The following is a 17,991-nucleotide window of genomic DNA, read 5'->3' as shown; positions in this document are numbered from 1 at the left end:
CACCGACAGCGGTCTTTGGGCTGATCAGGCGGCCGGCTGCAGCCGGACGCAGCATTGCCCGGGGCGGGGCGCCAGGTGTGCCTGGAGTCCTGCCTCTTCCCTGCCCTTGAGGACACCGCGAAGCAGGTGGAGGTTCATGCCGCACACCGTCTGGGTGTGCTCCCGGGCCAGCGCGTGGAAGGGGCAGTTCGCCAGAACGATGGCGTCGTCCTCGTGGCGTGGCTCGAAGCCGTAGCGCTCCAGCAGGTCGAAGACGTTCGTCTTGTTCTGCTCGCCCAGTTGCGTGCCGAGTTCTTCGGCCTTGCGGTGCAGCACCTCGCGTACCGGTTCGCCCGTCGCGTCGGATTCCTCCACGGCTTGGGCGAGGAGCCGTCCGGCCAGCTCGTAGCGGCGGTCCGGCAGGTTGACGGCGACCTGCTTCGCCGAGCGGCGGTAGAGCTTGGCCGGCCTTCCCGCGCCCGGTCCGGAGCGTCCGCTGCGGCGCTCGTAGACGACGTCCAGCAGCGATTCGTCGGCCAGCCGGTCCAAGTGGAACGCGACGGTCCGCCGAGGCAGCCCGAGGGCGGCGGCCGCCTCGTCACGGCCGACGGGGCTCGGCTGGCGCGCCACGTGGTCGTACAGCCTCCTGCGGGTCGGCTCGTCGAGAGCGGCGATGGCGGAGACGTCCGGGTCGCGTACTTCCTTCGGGGTGTCCACGAACACCAGTGTAAAACCCACAGCCATTGACTATAGAGCGGATCGGCGATTCTATTACCAATGAACCTTGTCGATAGAAGGAGAGGGTCATGTCCTCCGTAACCACAAGCACCACCTCCGCCGCTCCGCGGCGGGCGATGCTCACCGACCCCGGCTATCAGGCGTTCGTGATCCTGCGCGTCGGCTTCACGGTGGCGCCGATCCTGTTCGGGCTGGACAAGTTCGCCAACCTGCTCGTGGACTGGCCCGCCTACCTCGCGCCGTGGATCGACGACCTGGTTCCCGGCAGCGCCCAGGCGGCCATGTACGCGGTGGGGGCGATCGAGATCGTGGCCGGTCTCGCCGTGGCGCTGGCTCCGCGCTTCGGGGGCTGGCTCGTGGCCGGCTGGCTGGCCGGCATCATCGTCAACCTGCTGACCATCCCGGGCCACTACGACATCGCCCTGCGCGACTTCGGGCTGCTCCTCGGCGCCGTCGCGCTGGCACGGCTCGCCCAGCGCTACCACGCCGAGCAGCGGCCGTGAACAGACGCCGAGCGCACTGAGCCCCTCCAGCGGGTGGAGCCTCATGGCACCACCCGCCGTGCCGCGCCTCCTCGGATCACCTTTGCTCGGTACTCATGCGACGTAGACACTCATATGATCACCAGCACCGTGCCTGCAGTCGTTCCCCAGCCTCGCAAACCAGGCGCGGCGCTGCTCCACCGGACGACCGCGACGGACCCCGCGTATCGCGAACACGCAATGTCCCTGGGGGCCGGGTCTCCAACACCTGGATCCGGACGGCTTGACGACGACCGTCCGTGACGCCGTGACGACCTTCGAGCTGGCGTGGACGGCGCACTGAGGGGGTGCACATGGCATGGCGACGCCCCGTCAGGACTCCGCGCGCTCTGCCGAAGGTCACGGACTGCAGTGATGATGAGCTGACCTCAAGTGATCCTGGCGACCGCGCACCCCTGCCCCCCGGCAGGCGGACGTGCGGTGGAAGGAGCCTACGTTGTTGCTTCTCATCTCCCCGGACAGCGTCGAGGAGGCTCTCGACTGTGCGAAGGCGGCGGAGCACCTCGACATCGTCGATGTCAAGAAGCCCGATGAGGGCTCGCTCGGTGCGAACTTCCCGTGGGTCATCAAGGCCATCCGTGACGCGGTTCCGGCGGACAAGCCGGTATCCGCCACGGTAGGGGACGTACCGTACAAGCCCGGCACAGTGGCCCAGGCGGCGCTCGGTGCGGCTGTCTCCGGAGCCACGTACATCAAGGTCGGCCTCTACGGATGCACGACACCCGAGCAGGCCGTCGATGTCATGCGAGGAGTCGTCCGGGCGGTGAAGGACTATCGACCGGACGCGTTCGTCGTCGCTTCGGGGTACGCCGACGCCCACCGGATCGGTTGCGTCAACCCGCTCGCACTGCCCGACATCGCCCGCCGTTCCGGTTCCGACGGGGCCATGCTCGACACCGCGATCAAGGACGGGACACGGCTGTTCGACCACACTCCGCCAGACGTCTGTGCGGAGTTCGTGCGGCTGGCCCATGAGGCCGGTCTGCTCGCCGCCCTCGCAGGCAGCGTCAAGGCCGGCGACCTAGGCGAGCTGGCCCGCATGAGCACGGACATCGTGGGGGTGCGCGGAGCGGTTTGCGAGGGGGGTGACCGCAGTGCCGGCCGGATTCAGCCGCAATTGGTGGCTGCTTTTCGGGCAGAGATGGACCGGCATGTCCGGGAACACGCAGCCGTCGTCGCCACGAGCTGACCGTCGGCATGGCGGCAAGGCTTCCCTGCGGTGCGCCCGGAACCCACGGAGGGCACTTCGTTGTCATCGATCCGGCGACGGGCGAGGGCTTCGACGCTGCTCCCGACCGGCAGCCGGACGAGTTGGACGCCGTCGTCGACCGGGCCCGCACCGCCTGGCACGGCTGGCGGCACGACCCTGTAGCCCGTAGGACCGCGTTGCTTGCGGCAGCCGACGCCGTGGAGGCGGCCGGGGCCGACCTCGCGCCCCTGCTCACTCGTGAACAGGGCAAGCCTCTGGCCGAATCGCACGCCGAGGTCGCCCGTACGGCCGCCCGTCTGCGCTACTTCGCAGAGATGGATCACGGACCTCAGCGGATCGCGGACGGCCGCCCGGTACGCAGCGAGATCCGCTGGCGACCGCTCGGGCCCGTCGCGGCGATCGTCCCGTGGAACTTTCCTCTTCAGCTGGCATCGGCGAAGTTCGCGCCGGCGCTCGCCGCAGGCAACACGATGGTGCTCAAGCCCTCCCCGTACACGCCCCTCGCCACACGGCTGTTGGGGTCCGTCGTCTCCACCGCCCTCCCTGAGGACGTACTGACGATCGTTACTGGCCGCGAACCCCTCGGCGCCCGCCTCGCATCCCATCCGGGGATCCGCCACGTGACCTTCACCGGTTCGATCCCCACCGGGCGGGCCGTCGCGGAGGGAGCGGCGGCCTCGCTCGCCCGGGTCACCCTGGAACTGGGTGGCAATGACGCCGCGATTCTGCTGGAGGACGTGGACGTGGAGGGGATCGCGGACCGGCTGTTCTGGGCGGCGTTCCGCAACTGCGGGCAGGTCTGCATGGCGGTCAAACGCGTCTACGCCCCGGTCCGGCTCTATTCCGAGGTGGTCGAAGCGCTCGCGCAGCGCGCGAAGACCGCTGTCGTCGGCCCCGGGCTCGACCCGGGCTCCCAGTTGGGGCCGGTCAACAACGCCCCGCAACTGGCCCGCGTCGAGCGCTACACGAACCAGGCTCTGGCAGACGGTGCTCGAGTCGCGGCCGGTGGCTGCCGGCTGGACCGGCCGGGTTACTTCTTCGCCCCGACGATTCTGGCCGATGTGCCGGCCGGCAGCCCGGTGGTGACGGAGGAGCAGTTCGGCCCGGTCCTGCCGGTGCTGCCGTACGGGAGCCTTGACGAAGTCGTCGAGGCGGCCAACAGCACCGCTTTCGGGCTGGGAGGCTCGGTATGGGGGACCGATCTCGACCGGGCCGAGACGGTGGCCGACCGGCTGGAGTGCGGGACGGCGTGGATCAACCATCACGCCGAACTGTCCCTCGCCCAGCCCTTCGCGGGCATCAAGGAGAGCGGTGTCGGTGTCGCGGGCGGACCGTGGGGGCTCTACGGCAATCTCAGACCGTTCGTGGTGCACCGCCAGGAGGAGGCACGACCGTGAAGTTCGGCGCGGCGGTACTCCGCTCGTACGAGAGCCCCTTCGCCGTCGAGGAGGTGACCCTGGACGAGGGACCGGCCCATGGCGAGATCCTGGTCCGCATCGCGGGCTGCGGGATGTGTCGGACCGATCTCGCCGTCCGGCGTTCGGAGGGCCGTTCGCCGCTGCCGGCGGTGCTCGGCCACGAGGGCGCCGGGGTCGTAGTGGAGACGGGCGGACCGGACACGGGGCTGAGCGTCGGCGACCATGTCGTGCTGAGCTTCGACTCCTGCGGACAATGCCGTAACTGCAGGGGCGCGACCCCCGCCTACTGTGACTCCTTCGCCTCGCTCAACCTGTTCGGAGGGCGCGGGGAGAACGCGGCGCGGTTCATCGACACGGCGGGGAGCGAACTGGCTCCCCGGTGGTTCGGCCAGTCCTCGTTCGCCGAGTACGCGATGGTCCTGGCCCGCAACGCCGTCCGGGTCGATCCCTCACTGCCCCTCGAACTGCTCGGACCGCTCGGCTGCGGCTTCCTCACCGGTGCCGGCGCGGTTCTGAACTCCTTCGGCGTCGGTCCCGGCGACACCATCGCTGTCCTCGGTACGGGAGCGGTGGGCTTGGCCGCGGTGATGGCGGCCACGGCCGCCGGGGCGGCGACCGTGGCCGTCGACCGACACCCCGAACGGCTGGCCCTGGCCGAACGGTTCCACGCGCTCCCGCTGCACGCCGCATCGCCCGACCTGCCCGGCCGCATCCGACGACTGACCGACGGCGGCGCGCAGTACGCACTGGACACCACGGGCTCCACCCAACTGATCAACGACGCCCTCCGGGCCCTGCGCCCAACCGGTCACCTCGGGCTGGTGGCAAGGCTCCACACCACGTTGCCACTCGAACCGGGGGCACTGGACCGAGGCCGGCGAATCTCCCACATCTGCGAGGGGGACGCGGTTCCCGGACTTCTGATTCCGAGGCTGACGGCACTGTGGCAGGCCGGACGGTTCCCTTTCGACCAACTGATCCGTACGTACCCGCTCACCGATATCAACGAGGCCGAACGCGACTGCAATGCGGGCCGCGTGGTCAAACCCGTCCTGATTCCGGAGAGCAGAAGCTGATGTGTGAGCCCTTCGGCGCACGCCACCGCCTGTCCGACCGGCTCTGCCCGACGGCCGTCTGACGTTCCTCCGGCTGTTCGGCAGCGTCTCCCCTCTCCCTTTTCGTGATCCCGCGTTCCCCAAGGAGGACACATGGTCGGCACGGCGCAAAGGAACCCCGGTGCGGGAGGCGTGGACGGAGGAGTCGGCGTGACTGCTCTCCTGGTCGCCGCAGCACGGGCTATCGAGACCCACCGCGACGACAGCCTGGCGCGGGACGTCTACGCGGAGCACTTCGTGCTCGCCGCATCCGCGTCCGCAGGCTGGCCTGTCCGGATGCACCAGGTTCCGGACGGGGAAGCGAACCCCCTGTGGGGGCGCTTCGCACGTTACTTCGGTCTGCGCACGAGAGTCCTCGACGACTTCCTTCTCCGATCGGTGCAGGCGGGCGCACACCAGGTGGTCCTGCTCGGCGCGGGACTGGATTCCCGGGCGTTCCGGCTCGACTGGCCTGCGGGCTGCGTGATCTTCGAGGTCGAGAGGGAAGGCGTGCTGGCGTTCAAGCACGATGTGCTCAGCGGCTTGTCAGCCACTCCGAAGGCGGCGCGCGTACCGGTTCCGATCGATCTGCGTGCCGACTGGGTGGGAGCACTGACCGACGCCGGCTTCGACGCGACCGTACCGACAGCGTGGCTGGCGGAGGGGTTGCTGTTCTACCTTCCCCGCGCCACCGAGAACCAACTCATCGACACGGTGGACCGGTTGAGTACGGGCGGGAGTGCTCTGGCCTTTGAGGTCAAGATCGAGAAAGACTTGCTAGAGTATCACGACAGCCCGCTCTACACCGCGACAAAAGAACAGATCGGCATCGACCTGCTGAACCTTTTCGACGGAGAGCCGCGACCCGACTCCGCCGGGGACCTGGCGGACAAGGGCTGGTCCACATCGGTCCACACCCCCTTCGACTTCACCCGGCGGCACGGGCGCGGCCCACTGCCCGAGCGGAACGACGCGCTGGAGGGCAACCGGTGGGTGTTCGCGAACAAGCCCTCGGTGTAATGCCGCGCCCCGGACGAGAGTCGGGAAAGGGCCGGCCTCACCTCGGGATTGATCGTTTCCCTTCGAGCTTCCGCACGAGGTGCTGGAAGCACCCCGTTCGGTCGTCCCGCCCGTCGGACCGTCGCCCGGCGCGCGTCCGGACTGATCCCCCGAACACCCCGACAAGACACTGAGCTGTTGCCAACCCGGTTGAATTGCTGGCCGGTTGGGGGGCGGGGGAGGGACGTTGGAGAAGAGGTGAAGCTCCTGGTGGGTAGGTTGGCGACCAAGATCGACCTGTCCGCCCGGAGCTTCGTGTGCTTCATGTGCTTGTCCACCCATCGAGGATCGATCTGCCCAGCTCGACGCTGCACCACCTGCACCACCTGCACCACCTGCACCACCTGCCCCGTCTGCTGTCAGCCCGGCGCCTGGAGCGCGGGACGCGCCGGCGCCGGCTCACCGCGGACCGGCGGGCTCTGCCGGTGCCGGCCCATCTGCGCTGCGATGCGCTACGTCGCAGCCGCTCATCCCGAGAAGTGCGTCCGGCCACTTCGTCGGCCCAACCGTCGGATCCGATCCCAGGGAGGCGGGCAAGCCGGGCGGCGGCTGACTCAAGGACCGATCGGTGTGCGCACCCTGTACACCGACCAGGGCCGCGCCCAGGACGGCCTGGACTGCCTTGACGCCCTCAAGGCACGTCGCGGAGAGGAGGACTGGGACTTCTTCAGGATGCGACTCCCCCTCATGGACGCATGCCACCTCCGCGAGGAAGCGATCGAACAGGCGCGTGCACATCCTGAGGGGAGAACCCGGTACGCGGCCTGGTCCCTCGCCGAATTGCTTGCGGACGAGGGACGTACCAAGGAGGCCATCGCCGTCCTCGAAAGACACACTCCAGCCAACAGCGCCATCCTGGCCTGGCACCTCATCGACCTGGGCCGCGTCGAAGACGCCGTGGCGCTTCTTCGACAGCACGACGTCACGCCGGTCGAGCCGTTATGGGCCGGCGCGCCCGGCGACGAGCCCCCGTTCTGAACTTCGCGCCGGCCAACGTAGCCGAGTCGGAGGAAGGCACCGGTCAACCCGTACGTGAAATCCCACTGCCCGAGGGCTCGCCCATGGGGTGCGGCGCTCCCCTCTCCGGGATTCTGCGCACTCACACGCTTCACACCGATCCAAGGCCGAAAAGGGCCCGGCTGCTGGCTCCCGCCGGCCGAAGCAGCCCACCGCACGTACGCTACGGCCTGGGCCGGAACCAAGCTGCGGTGGAAGCCGAACACCGACGAGAAGGAACACGCTGCGCTGGTGAAGCTCGCCGACGCCTGTCCGGACACGGTCGTGGAGTACGAAGTCGTCCCGTGAGCGCCGGCCGTCGGTCACTCCAGTACCAGGATGCGGCGCCGACGGCCGTTCATGGGTGGGACGGGGCACACAATCGACAGCTCACCGCTTCCGGCCGGCGGGACGGCAAGCCCGGCGGGCCCTCCACCGGGCGGTTACGCCCTTGAGACCCGGCCCGAGTAACGGCACGAACCGCATATTTCAGGGATTCCACGTCAGCAGGCGATAGGTGGGGGAAGAGCGCGGTCGATGGGACGTCGTCGAATTCTCCCCGGCGGCCGTCGCCGGCTCCCCGCCCGCGCCTTCACCTGCGGACCAGGCGCCCCATGGCCCACCGGGCGGGGCCGGCGTATGCCGCGAGGGCGAGGGCCGGTCCCTCGGCCCGCAGTGTCGTGACCGAGCCGACCGCCTGGGGAAACACCTCATGACGCAGTCGCATGTGGACGGGTCCGAGCCGGACCCGCCAGGTCCACTGCCGTCGTTCCTCGTCGACGCACTCCACGACGAACCTCGCGGTGGCACCGAACAGCGAGACCACCTCGCCCCGCATGCCTGGTGCGATCCGCTCACCGGCCACGCGCACCGCCCTGATCTGCGGCGACCACGTCGGCCAGCAGGCGGGTGAGACGTAACGCGACCAGACGTCCTCGGCGGGGGCCGGTCCCGAGGCCCGCAAGGTCATGACGGCCATCGGGCCGGCACCCGGTCAGCCGACCTCGCCGTGGACGAACTCATTGAGGGCCTTGCCCGGCCGCAGGCTCGGCTCGCCGTCCTCCTGGTGGAAGCTGCCGAAACCGGTGAGGGTGACCGTCTTCCCCGCCCTGAGCGCCTCGGCGAGCGCACCCGCCCGGTCGACGGTGCCGAACAGTGCGTCGACGACCCGGCCAACCTGCTCCAAGGACAGATCACCACCTTCCGCCGCCTTGTGTGCGACCGCCTCGACCAGCCCGGACCTGTCCATACGACGCACCCGCTCCTCGACGATGAAGTCCCGTGAAGCCGCAACCCGACCGACCGGCCGGCCACCGCTGTCCGACACCACCATCGTGACACCGCCACAGCAGCCCCGCACGCAGCGGCGCTCAACCGTACGCTGCCCGTGTGCACAGCGTGGAACTGCTGCCCGACCCCGCGACCGAGCGGGCCGTCCGAGACGTATGGCGCCGCCTCGCGGACGCGGGCCTGCCCAGCCTCGCCACCCACCACCACCCGACCAACCGCCCCCACCTGACCCTCGTCACAACCGACCACCTTCCACCCCGGACACATGCCCACCTGGAACACTCCTTCGCGAAGACCCTTCCCCTCCCGCTGCGGCTCGACGGACCCCTGCGGTTCTCCGGCCGGACGAAGGTGCTGGCCTGGGCGGTCCGACCCGACGAAGCGCTGTTGCAGCTGCACGAAACGGTGTGGCGGACGCTGCGCGACGCACCGGGGAGCGGAAGCATGAACCCTCTCCTCGACCCTGCGCGCTGGGTCCCGCACGTCACCCTCAGCCGCAGCCGCGGCACCGTTCGGGCCGAGCTGCCCGACGGGCTGTTCCCCCGCACGTCCGACGCACTGCCCGGCACCCTGACAGGGTGGTGGACGTCCGCCCGGCACTACGACTCGGGCCTCCGCACCACCGAAGACCTGGGCCCCTGACACACCACCAGCCGGTCACACCCCGCCGACGTGACAACGCCTCCATGAATGATCTCGGGCTGCGCCGAGAAGGGCACCAGTGCGAGCACAACACCGAGGCTGGGCGCACTCTCTGCGAACCGCACTACCGGCTGCCCCGGCCCGCACGGACCGGGCCGCCGTCGAGGTCTACCTCTACGAACAGCTCGGCGAAAAGATCAAAAAGTTCCACTGCGTCATGTTCCGTGATCGGATGGTCATTCCCGCCGTACGGGAGGCACGGCGACCGGTGCGCACGTGCTGCTGCACGATCCAGGTCGGCCTGGTCGAGACGGCGGCTTCGTCCGAGCACAACGAGATCCGGTACACCCTATGGGTTGCTGACAATCCCGTCCCGTAACCTCGTGCTTGGAGACGCCAGATGTCATGGGCATCCACTTCGAGGAGGCGATGGTGCTCGGTAGGGGCACGCGTTTGCTCGCGGGCGCCTTGACGGTGACCTGCATGGTGCTCGTCGGTCCCGGTGCGCCGAGCGGTGCTCCCTTTGCCATGTCGCTGCCCGTCGAAACCGTCAGGGACGTCGTACCGAACCGGGTCATGACGTGGAACATCTGCAACCCCTGCGAGGAAAGCAACGTTGACCGGGCCGCAGAGATCGCCACGTATGCGCCCCAGGTCATCGGCTTGCAAGAAGCGTGCGTGCGTGACGTCGAGAGGATCCGGGACTACCTGGAGAACCTTTACGGGCTGGTTTACCACGTCGAGTTCGGGATGGTTCTTCGGAATTGGGGCCGTTGCGGCGGAGTGCCGTGGAGTCCGGGGGCCTTCGGCCAGGCGGTTCTCTCGGCGGCACCGATGACAGACCTCGTCAACGTGGAATACCCCGACGGCGGATCCGAAGACCGTGGGTACATGGCAGTCACCACCACTGTGGGCGGCCGGCCCGTCCGGGTCTTCAACACACACCTTGCCCAACGGCGTCAAGAGGCAGTCCGAGCGGACCAGACCGGCGTACTCGCCGCAGACGTCGCGCGGCACGACCGCGCGATCGTTCTCGGTGACTTCAACGCCGTGCCGAACGCCCCCGAACTCACCGGGATATGGGCCCTGGCCGCGGATGCAGACCCCCGGTGCGGTCCCTCGCCCACCGATGGCTGCAAGCCGACCACGGACTGGCACAGCAAGTTCGACTACATCTTCCTGCGAGGCACCGTCCCGCTCGAGCACCGTGTGCATCCGACCCCGCACTCGGACCACCACCTGCTGCACGCCGACCTGGACACAACTTAGAGGTCGCGCGAATAGGCGCCGTTGGGGGTCCCTAGCAAACGGAACGGGCACAAGCCCTTGTGATCATGGAGTTATGACGCTCTGTGATCACTGGGGCTTGTGGCCGCGCTGCCATAATGGTCGACGCCCTGCGCGCGGCGGGTGCCGTTGCACCTGACCAGCCCCCGCACCAGATCTGCGGCTCGCTACGTCTTGTTCAGGTCGAGCAGCGCTGTAGTGGCCTCCCACAGCTGCGGTCCGATGGGCGGCGCCTTGAGCGTGCGCGGTTTGCCGTTCTCGTAGTACGCACCGGACACGACACTGTCCTCGGGTGTGGGGGTGACGAACCGCAGCAGGTGTCGTGCCGCCTTCTCCGGGGACTGGAAAAACAAGCGAGGCACAGGTGTCCGGAACAGCGAGCCCACAGGGCTTCGGCTGGTCCTGGCGAAATTCGACGAGACACCGCCGGGGTGGAAGGCCACCGCGGACAGGCCCTGCTCGTGGTATCGGTCGTGCAGTTCCCGGGTGAAGAGGACGAGTTCCAGCTTGGCGTTGCCGTAGGCGCGTACGGGTGAGTAGTTCCGCGCATTGTCGAGGTCGTCCAGGTCGACGCGTGCTGACAGTCGTGCGGCGTTGCTTGATGTTTGCACGACGAGGGCCTGGGAAGCCAGCAGGGTGTCTAGCAGCAGGTTGGTCAGCAGGAACGGCGCGAGATAGTTGACCTGGAACGTCTCCTCAAAGCCGTCTGCTGTGACATGGCGGTCCCCGAGGATCGCCCCGGCGTTGTTGACCAGTACGTCGATGCGCGGGCAGTGGTCGGCGAGCTGTGCCGCAAGGGTGCGCACCTGGTGCAAGTGAGCGAAGTCGGCGACGAAATAGTGCACGCCAAGATCATCCGCGACCGCCTTGGTCTTGGCCGCGGACCTGCCCACGACGACCACGTGGTGTCCATCACGTACCAGTCGGCGCGCCGCGGCGGCGCCGGTTCCATCGCTCGCACCAGTGATGACAACGGTCTTCGGCAAGACAGGTTCCCTTCGAACCGGATGCTGTACGGGCGCCACGGACCAGCGTGTGTCACGTGATCCGTTCGGTTGGTGCCCGAACGCACCTGTCCTTCATGCCTGTTGCTGGCAGGGGCGAGCGAACTCCGGGCAGAAGCAAGCCCTCGCACAGCATAGGGGCGGTTTCACCGATGCGACGTGGGGGATTCGTCTGCCGCTTGAAGCCGGTACAGATAGGCGGCGTGGGAAACTCTCCCAGTAAGGCCGTGCACAGGCTTCGGTGATCATGAAATTGAGACGCTTCGCGATCACTGGGGAAACTTATGCCCGTCCTGCCGTCATGGCTGACCGACCCTCTCTGGGACCAGTTCGCGGCGCTGCTGCCCCAGCGCCCGATGGTCGATCCGACCCATCCACTGGGCGGCCATCGCCGCCGCATCAGCGACCGGATCATCTTCGACAAGCTGCTGCAACTGCTCCGGTTCGACTGCTCCTACCAGGCGATCGCCGACACTACCTGCTCGGCCACCACCATCCGCAACCGCCGCGACGAGTGGATCCAGCTCGGCGTCTTCGCCCGCCTCAAGCAGATCGCGTTGGAGTCCTACGACCGGATCGTCGGACTCCTGCTCGACCAGATCGCCATCGGCGGCTCCATCACCAAAGCCTCCGGCGGCGGGGAAGTCGCCGGCCGCTCACCTGTCGATCGCGGCAAACAAGGCTTGAAACGCTCAGGCATGACGGATGGATACGGAATACCGCTCGGCAGGGTCCTGGCCCAATGCCACGAAGCTTAAGTTGATCAAGGTTTCATGGCGGCTCGTCGCCGGGTGGTTTCGTGCGTCGTTGAAGTCTGTTTCTTGCGGACGGCTACGGTTGTCGCATGGTTCAGGGGGCGGTTGGAACGGGTGGGCCGGTTGCGCGGCGGGACCAGGTGTCGCTGGGGGTCTTGGTCGCTGCGGTACCGCGGTTCAAGGTCGACGAGGCCGCTGCGGTGTGTGGGGTTGCTGAGCAACGCCGTGGCGGGAAGCTTCCTTCGCATGTCACCGCGTACCTGACGATGGCTCTGTGCCTTTTCGCCGATGACGGGGCCGAGGAGGTCGCGCAGAAGGTCACCGGTTCGCTGTCGGAGTTCGGCGTCTGGAACGCCGCCTGGGAGCCGCCGACGTCCTCGGGGATCACTCAGGCGCGCAAGCGGCTGGGCCGCGACGTGCTCCGCGAGACGTTCTACCGGGTCGCCGAGCCGGTGGCCACCGACGAGACCCGGGGCGCCTGGCTGCGGCGGTGGCGCCTGATGGCCATCGACGGCTTCGACCTGGACCTGCCCGACACGGCCGAGAATGCGGCCGAGTTCGGCTATGCGGGCAACGACCAGTCCCGCTCGACCTTCCCCAAGGCCCGGGTCGTGGCCGTGGTCGAGTGCGGCTCCCACGCGTTCATGGACGCCGAGGTCGGCCCGTGGAACCGCAGCGAGAAGGCGATGGCCGTCTCACTGCTGCCCTCGATCTCCAGCGACTGGCTGCTGCTGGCCGATCGCGGCTTCTACAGCTTCGCCACGTTCAGCGCCGCCGCGCAGACCGGGGCCGCCCTGTGCTGGCGGCCGCCCACGCAGCTGTTGCTGCCGATCCTGAAGGTTCTGTCGGACGGCACGTACTTGTCAGCACTGATCGACCCCGCGATCCGCGGCCGACAGCGCGAGGAACTGCTGGAGGAAACAAGGTCGGGGGCGAAGCCAGACCCTGCTGCCGCCCACGTGGTGCGGGTCGTGGAGTACGACGTCCCCGACCGCGACGGGAAGGAACTGATCTGCCTGATCACCAGCATCACCGACCCCGACGCCGCGACGGCCGCCGAACTCGCCGGCGCCTACCACCAAAGATGGGAGGAGGAGACCGCAAACGGGCAGCTCAAGAGCATTCTACGCGGGCCGGGGAAGGTCTTGCGGTCCAAGAGTCCAGACCTGGTCCACCAGGAGATCTGGGCCTACCTGCTGGTCCACTATGCGATCAACTCCCTGACCTGCCAGGCCGCGACCGGCGCCGGCATCGACCCGGACCGGATCAGCTTCCTGAGGACCCTCAACGTCGTCCGCCGCACCGCCACCGGGACGGCGGCCTTTCCCCCCTGAGCGGTGGGACGCCGTGACAGCCGAGATCCTCGCGATGCTCGCGGCACACCGAAACTGCAACCCCGAATGGAGCCAACGCAGTTACCCACGCGTCGTGAAACGCGCGCGCCACAACTCCTATCGGGTGAAGAGGGCGACAGACGCCGGCATCCGCCATGCAGGTCCACCCATAGGCAAGTTCGCTTTCCTCGGCACCCCTCCCACAACATCAAGATCAACTTAAGCTTCGTGGCATTGTGCCTGGGCGGACAGCAGGACCATCTGGGCCCGCCGCCAGGTCGACGCCAGACTGGTGATGGCCCACGCTGGGGGGATATCCCCAGGCCGATCCTGGGGTGCGCCGGATCGTGCCCCGTTGGGGGCGAAACTAGCGTTCGGCCATGACTTCGACTGTGCGAAAGCACCTTGCCATGGCGCTCGGTGTCGCTACGCTGTTCGCCGCCGTGGTGGCCACCGCCGGTGCCCAGCCCGCAGGTCCCTCCCCTGCGGAGCAGTTACGTCAGGACACCGAGGCGATCCACGCCCTCGGTGTCAGCGGTGTGCAGGCCCGCGTGATAGCGCCTGACGGTCGGCAGTCGGTCGCCACCAGCGGCACCGCCGACCTGAACACCGGCCGCCCGGTCCCTTCCGACGGCTACTTCCGCATGGCCAGCACGTCCAAGACGCTGGTCGCCACCGTGGTCCTCCAACTGGAGGCCGAGGGCAGGCTGTCCCTGGCCGACACGGTCGACCAATGGCTGCCGGGAATGGTGCAGGGTAACGGTAATGACGGCAGCCGGATCACCATCCGCCAACTGCTCCAGCACACCAGCGGCATCCACGACGATCTGCCCGGATACACCACGCCGGAGGAGTACTACCAGCAGCGCCACGACGTCTACCACCCCGAGCAGCTGGTTACCCGTGCCATGGCCCACGCGCCGGACTTCCCGCCCGGCGAGGGCTGGGAGTACTCCAACACCGGCTACGTCCTGCTTGGCGTAATCATCCAGAAGGCCACCGGTCAACCCGCCCACCAGGAGATCGAAGACCGCATCCTGCGCCCCCTCGGCCTCGACCAGACCCGGTGGATGGGCACCTCGCCCACCCTGCCCCGGCCGCACGCCCAGGCCTACCAGCTCTTCGGCCCCGGTTCCCGTGTGGACGTCACCGACCAGATACCGGTGGACTACGAGAACCTTTCATTCGTCACGACCACGCGGGACGAGAACGGCTTCCTTCGCGCGCTGCTCGCGGGCCGCCTGCTGCCGACGCGGCAGCTGGCCGAGATGAAGCAGACCGTCCCCGTGAGCGCGGAGGTTCAGCAGCTGTGGCCCGGCGGCCGATACGGGCTTGGCCTGGTTGAACGCCCCCTGAGCTGAGGAGGAACCTACTGGAGCCACGAGGGCGGGGACGGTGGCTACATCACCCTCAACGGCGTCACCGACGACGGCAGGCGGAGCGCCGTGGTCTCCATGTCCGAGGCACGCGGCGACACCCCGGAGCACATCCTGGCCCAGGAGAACGCGGCCAGCGCCCTGATCGACCACGCACTGTGCGCCGGGGGCCCCGGCACGCCGTGAGCGGAGGCGTCGTCGCGATGGCCGGTGAGCGGTGAGCTCGGCGCTCGCTGATGCCGCGGATCAGCGTTGCCAGTGGAGGCACAGCTGCGAACGCTGCCCGGCCGGTTGTCCCGGGCGACGAAGCCGATGAGGAACCGGTGAGTCGGCTGCACCGCCGGCCCCGCTTCGTCGAAGACCAGCCTGGGCACCGCCCCGACACCTTCGGCCACCTGCCTCCAACGCGGCAGGCGGATCGGCTGGACCAAGCAGGTGACGCAGTCCTCTTCAGCGCGTCGCCCCTGAGTCCGGTCAACACCTCGGTGCCGCCCAGCGCAGCAATCGAGTGACGCGTCACCACAGGGCGAGCGTTGCCTGATGCGGCACTAGCTCAACGTGCTGACAACACGGCGTGTTTCAAGACCGGTGCAACACCGGGAGATGGGAAACAGGCACTCATCTGCACCGCACTCATCGGACCCTCACTCCTTCTCTCCAGGTAGCCACCCTGACGAGATGCACGATCGTCTGAACCGGTCCCGGCCGACCGCCGGGAAGACCCCGAGGGGATGCCGCCCCGCGGCGTAGTGCATCCGCTTGACGCCCGGGCGGAGAAGGATGGACGTGGCCCCTGCGTTCCGTGTCCCCGAGCCGGGACGCAGGGTGCCCACCGCGGATGAGCGGCTGCCCAGCACCGTGGAGGAAGGGCAGGGAACAACCCGCGGGTGGGCGTGGTGGTGCGAGGTGTGGTTGTGGAGAGGACAGTGTCCCCGGGCCTCACCTGTTGCCTGCAGGGACGATGGTTCGGCTGAAACACTGTAGAGCCTTTCGCCCCGTGGGCGACCGCTCTCCACCACACAAGACGATCAGCCTCGCACCGGCCACCTGGCCGGTGCGAGGCTTCTTCCTTTCTCGCAGTGGTCTGGCCTTGCGCGGACGATCGGCAGGTCAACAACGGGATGGTCTGCAAGATCCGCACGGGCATGCCGTGGCGTGACCTGCCTGACCGCTACGGGCCGTGGCAAACGGTCTGCACTTGCTTCCGCCGCTGGGTGTTGGGCGGCATATTCACCCAGGACCTCCAGCAGACCCAGGCTCAAGCTGATGCGGACGGCGACATCGACTGGCTCGTTCAGATCGACTTCACCATCGTGTGAGCTCACCAGCGTGCCGCCGCCACCGGCCGAAAAGGGGGATGTGCCGGCTGGACGAACCGGACGATCACGCTCCTGCCGAACACGCCGACCCTCGCCCGAGCCCCCGGTGCTGGTGCCGCGGCAGCAACCCGGCCCGCCTCCAGCTCTCCCACTGGCTCGCGGTCACCAGCACCCGCGCACAGCGCGTTTACGGATCACCTGCTGACCAGCCGGGCTCGGCGCTCCTCGTTCCATGCCCCTATTTACAACCCCGAGAAGCACCCATCCCGGCGAAAAACCGTACCTGGCTCACTGGTGACCAGCACCACCCGCCAACGGCAAGGAGTCAGCACTGCCACGGCGCGGCATACCTCATGAGGTTCACTGACATGAGGCCGAGATATCGCACCTTCGCTCCATGGTTCGCCTGTCCCGCCTGGCCGGTGCCCCGTGGGTGACTGCGCTGCGAAATTCGCCAGGCCTATAGGAGCAGTCGCTCAGAGCGCCCAGCGTGGCCACGTTGCCGCAGGTCGCGGAGTGCGGTCCCGCGGCCCTGAGGAAGTGCGCAGCAAAGTCGTGGGTTTCCTCAAACGCGCCGGCCGTCGTCTGCTTCCCTCCGGTGGACGTCCGGGGCCTTGCCGGGGCCGTCGTTCGCGTCGCGGGTCAGGCCGATGGCGAGGAGCGCGACATCGTCGTCGAGGTGCCCTGCGGTGTACCGGTACAGGTCGGCGAGCAGGGCGTCCAGCACGTGGTCCGGATCCGGCGGGAGGGGGCGAGACAGCCGCGGGACAGGGTCGTAGAAGTCCCCGCGGTGGTCGCGGGCCTCGACGACGCCATCGGTGAACAGCACCAGGACCGCCCCCTCGGGCAGGGCGTACTGGTCGACGGGGATGTCCGGGAGGACGTTCGGGATGTCGAGGTCGGCCAGCCCCAGCGGCAGTGAAGGCATGCCCGGCTCCAGCGGGCGGGTCCGGCCGCAGTGGACCAGCAGCGGCGCCGGGTGTCCCCGATTGGCCATGCGCAGGGTGAAGCCGTCGGCGGACAACTCGGCGATGACGGCGGTGGCGAACGTCTCGAGTCCTGTCCCGCCCTCGGCGACGTTGGCCTCCTGCACCCGATCCTCCAGCCAGCAGACCACGCTGGGCAGGTCCGGAGCGCGAAGGGCGGCCTCGTGGAAGGTGCCCAGCAGCGCGTTGACGGTTTGGATCGCGCCCAGGCCCTTGCCCCGGACATCGGCGATCATCAGCCGGACGCCATGGGGAGTGGGGCGGATCGCGTACAGGTCGCCCCCGATGGCGGCTTCCCGCGCGGCGGCCTCGTACCGGACGGCCACGGCCAGCGGCCCGATTTGTCCGGGCGGGGAGGGAAGCACCGCGCGCTGGACGGCTTCGGCGACCTCGCGGGCGTTCTTCAGCTGCCGCCGCTCACGGGCCAGCAGCCGGTTGAAGACCGCGGCCAGGAGGGTCAGGGTGACGAAGGTGGAGAACGGGACGACGTCGTCGACGCTGAACGGCAGCCTGCCTTTCACCAGCGGCAGGAGAACCGCGGCGAGGAACGCCGCCCCGCCGGTGGCGACCGTCCCGGCCAGGGAGAACCAGGGCGCGACCAGCACGGGGACGGCCGCCAGCAGAGGGAACACCCTCACACCTCGCGGGGTGAGAAGGTCGAGGACGAACACGCCGAGGATCAGCGCGAGGGGCAGCCATCGAAGCCACCGTCTTTCGCGGGGCGGTAACGCGCGGGTGGGTCCCACTCTCCTGCACTCCGGTTGTGTTCCTGGACAAAATCCTGACTTCAGTCTCTGCCGCATCCCCGACCACGGCGACCGGAGCACCACGGCCGGGGAGATCGATTGAGGCTGCCCGAGCAGGCGTCTTCCGCTTCATCGAGGTCGAGTACCACCGCACCCATCTGCGCGAGCACCCCGTCCACGGGTACATCACCCCGCTCGAAACCAGGGCACTGACGA

At 68.4% G+C, this 17,991-nt stretch carries 17 protein-coding genes and 2 pseudogenes; 14 read left to right on the top strand and 5 right to left on the bottom strand.

The annotated features are described in order from the left end of the window. Positions 1–24: 24 nt before the first annotated feature. Positions 25–702: a helix-turn-helix domain-containing protein gene (locus OHB56_RS01485; protein ID WP_326756873.1), complete on the bottom strand. Its 678-nt coding sequence runs from the start codon at positions 700–702 to the stop codon at positions 25–27. An 83-nt stretch (positions 703–785) separates the two neighbouring features. Between OHB56_RS01485 and OHB56_RS01480 the strand changes: the two genes are divergently transcribed. From OHB56_RS01480 to OHB56_RS01450, 7 genes and pseudogenes are all read left to right on the top strand, one after another. Continuing rightward, positions 786–1,220: a hypothetical protein gene (locus OHB56_RS01480; RefSeq protein ID WP_326750803.1), complete on the top strand. Its 435-nt coding sequence runs from the start codon at positions 786–788 to the stop codon at positions 1,218–1,220. A 475-nt stretch (positions 1,221–1,695) separates the two neighbouring features. Further along, complete coding sequence (locus OHB56_RS01475) at positions 1,696–2,448, top strand: (5-formylfuran-3-yl)methyl phosphate synthase (RefSeq protein ID WP_095534222.1); 753 nt, start codon at positions 1,696–1,698, stop codon at positions 2,446–2,448. 8 nt (positions 2,449–2,456) lie between these two features. After that, positions 2,457–3,866 carry an aldehyde dehydrogenase family protein gene (locus OHB56_RS01470; RefSeq protein WP_406351162.1) on the top strand — a complete coding sequence of 470 codons (1,410 nt, stop codon included), beginning with the start codon at positions 2,457–2,459 and terminating at the stop codon, positions 3,864–3,866. Next, positions 3,863–4,963: an NAD(P)-dependent alcohol dehydrogenase gene (locus tag OHB56_RS01465; RefSeq protein ID WP_406351160.1), complete on the top strand. Its 1,101-nt coding sequence runs from the start codon at positions 3,863–3,865 to the stop codon at positions 4,961–4,963. The genes OHB56_RS01470 and OHB56_RS01465 overlap by 4 nt, the downstream gene beginning before the upstream one ends. A gap of 132 nt (positions 4,964–5,095) precedes the next feature. Beyond that, on the top strand, positions 5,096–6,001 hold the full coding sequence (locus OHB56_RS01460) for a class I SAM-dependent methyltransferase (RefSeq protein ID WP_406351159.1): 906 nt from the start codon (positions 5,096–5,098) through the stop codon (positions 5,999–6,001). A 305-nt stretch (positions 6,002–6,306) separates the two neighbouring features. Next, positions 6,307–6,486, top strand: a pseudogene (locus tag OHB56_RS01455) (hypothetical protein); the annotation flags it as partial. Positions 6,487–6,610: 124 nt separating this feature from the next. Further along, positions 6,611–7,018, top strand: a complete 408-nt coding sequence (locus OHB56_RS01450; protein ID WP_406351157.1) for a hypothetical protein — start codon at positions 6,611–6,613, stop codon at positions 7,016–7,018. 610 nt (positions 7,019–7,628) lie between these two features. Here OHB56_RS01450 and OHB56_RS01445 read toward each other — a convergent pair. Both OHB56_RS01445 and OHB56_RS01440 read right to left on the bottom strand, forming a co-directional pair. After that, positions 7,629–8,015: an SRPBCC family protein gene (locus tag OHB56_RS01445; protein WP_326750798.1), complete on the bottom strand. Its 387-nt coding sequence runs from the start codon at positions 8,013–8,015 to the stop codon at positions 7,629–7,631. Between the two features lie 15 nt (positions 8,016–8,030). Next, entirely contained in the window at positions 8,031–8,285 is a 255-nt protein-coding gene (locus OHB56_RS01440) for an HU family DNA-binding protein (protein ID WP_326750797.1), read from the bottom strand. A 140-nt stretch (positions 8,286–8,425) separates the two neighbouring features. Here OHB56_RS01440 and OHB56_RS01435 point away from each other — a divergent pair, with 140 nt between their 5' ends. The 3 genes from OHB56_RS01435 to OHB56_RS01425 all read left to right on the top strand — a co-directional run bounded on the left by OHB56_RS01435 (position 8,426) and on the right by OHB56_RS01425 (position 10,237). Continuing rightward, positions 8,426–8,968: a 2'-5' RNA ligase family protein gene (locus OHB56_RS01435; RefSeq protein WP_326750796.1), complete on the top strand. Its 543-nt coding sequence runs from the start codon at positions 8,426–8,428 to the stop codon at positions 8,966–8,968. Positions 8,969–9,047: 79 nt separating this feature from the next. After that, entirely contained in the window at positions 9,048–9,347 is a 300-nt protein-coding gene (locus tag OHB56_RS01430) for a hypothetical protein (protein ID WP_406351155.1), read from the top strand. Between the two features lie 26 nt (positions 9,348–9,373). Continuing rightward, complete coding sequence (locus OHB56_RS01425; protein WP_406351153.1) at positions 9,374–10,237, top strand: endonuclease/exonuclease/phosphatase family protein; 864 nt, start codon at positions 9,374–9,376, stop codon at positions 10,235–10,237. Between the two features lie 185 nt (positions 10,238–10,422). Here the strand turns inward: OHB56_RS01425 and OHB56_RS01420 are convergent, their stop codons facing one another. Continuing rightward, a complete protein-coding gene (locus OHB56_RS01420; RefSeq protein ID WP_326750794.1) occupies positions 10,423–11,241 on the bottom strand; it encodes an SDR family NAD(P)-dependent oxidoreductase in 819 nt (272 codons plus the stop codon). A gap of 302 nt (positions 11,242–11,543) precedes the next feature. Between OHB56_RS01420 and OHB56_RS01415 the strand changes: the two are divergent. From OHB56_RS01415 to OHB56_RS01400, 4 genes and pseudogenes are all read left to right on the top strand, one after another. After that, positions 11,544–11,999 (top strand): annotated as a pseudogene (locus OHB56_RS01415) (transposase); the annotation flags it as partial. Between the two features lie 104 nt (positions 12,000–12,103). Next, entirely contained in the window at positions 12,104–13,348 is a 1,245-nt protein-coding gene (locus OHB56_RS01410; protein ID WP_406351151.1) for an IS4 family transposase, read from the top strand. A 380-nt stretch (positions 13,349–13,728) separates the two neighbouring features. After that, a complete protein-coding gene (locus OHB56_RS01405; protein WP_406351149.1) occupies positions 13,729–14,709 on the top strand; it encodes a serine hydrolase domain-containing protein in 981 nt (326 codons plus the stop codon). A gap of 1,094 nt (positions 14,710–15,803) precedes the next feature. Next, positions 15,804–16,043 (top strand): transposase, encoded by a 240-nt coding sequence (locus OHB56_RS01400; protein WP_406351147.1) that lies wholly within the window; start codon positions 15,804–15,806, stop codon positions 16,041–16,043. A gap of 565 nt (positions 16,044–16,608) precedes the next feature. Here the strand turns inward: OHB56_RS01400 and OHB56_RS01395 are convergent. Then, the gene (locus OHB56_RS01395; protein WP_406351146.1) at positions 16,609–17,661 is read right to left on the bottom strand and encodes a PP2C family protein-serine/threonine phosphatase; all 1,053 of its coding nucleotides are present in this window, start codon (positions 17,659–17,661) and stop codon (positions 16,609–16,611) included. Between the last annotated feature and the right edge of the window lie 330 nt (positions 17,662–17,991).

The organism is Streptomyces sp. NBC_01635, assembly GCF_045209715.1.
Lineage (GTDB): Bacteria > Actinomycetota > Actinomycetes > Streptomycetales > Streptomycetaceae > Streptomyces > Streptomyces hirsutus.
This window is presented reverse-complemented; position numbering and strand designations above follow the sequence as displayed.

Bases quoted from the DNA above. Each gene is read 5' to 3' on its own strand.
- OHB56_RS01480 (WP_326750803.1), top strand. From the start codon at position 786: ATGTCCTCCGTAACCACAAGCACCACCTCCGCCGCTCCGCGGCGGGCG.
- OHB56_RS01470 (WP_406351162.1), top strand. From the start codon at position 2,457: ATGGCGGCAAGGCTTCCCTGCGGTGCGCCCGGAACCCACGGAGGGCAC.
- OHB56_RS01460 (WP_406351159.1), top strand. From the start codon at position 5,096: ATGGTCGGCACGGCGCAAAGGAACCCCGGTGCGGGAGGCGTGGACGGA.
- OHB56_RS01445 (WP_326750798.1), bottom strand. From the start codon at position 8,015: ATGGCCGTCATGACCTTGCGGGCCTCGGGACCGGCCCCCGCCGAGGAC.
- OHB56_RS01440 (WP_326750797.1), bottom strand. From the start codon at position 8,285: ATGGACAGGTCCGGGCTGGTCGAGGCGGTCGCACACAAGGCGGCGGAA.
- OHB56_RS01425 (WP_406351153.1), top strand. From the start codon at position 9,374: ATGGGCATCCACTTCGAGGAGGCGATGGTGCTCGGTAGGGGCACGCGT.
- OHB56_RS01410 (WP_406351151.1), top strand. From the start codon at position 12,104: ATGGTTCAGGGGGCGGTTGGAACGGGTGGGCCGGTTGCGCGGCGGGAC.
- OHB56_RS01405 (WP_406351149.1), top strand. From the start codon at position 13,729: ATGACTTCGACTGTGCGAAAGCACCTTGCCATGGCGCTCGGTGTCGCT.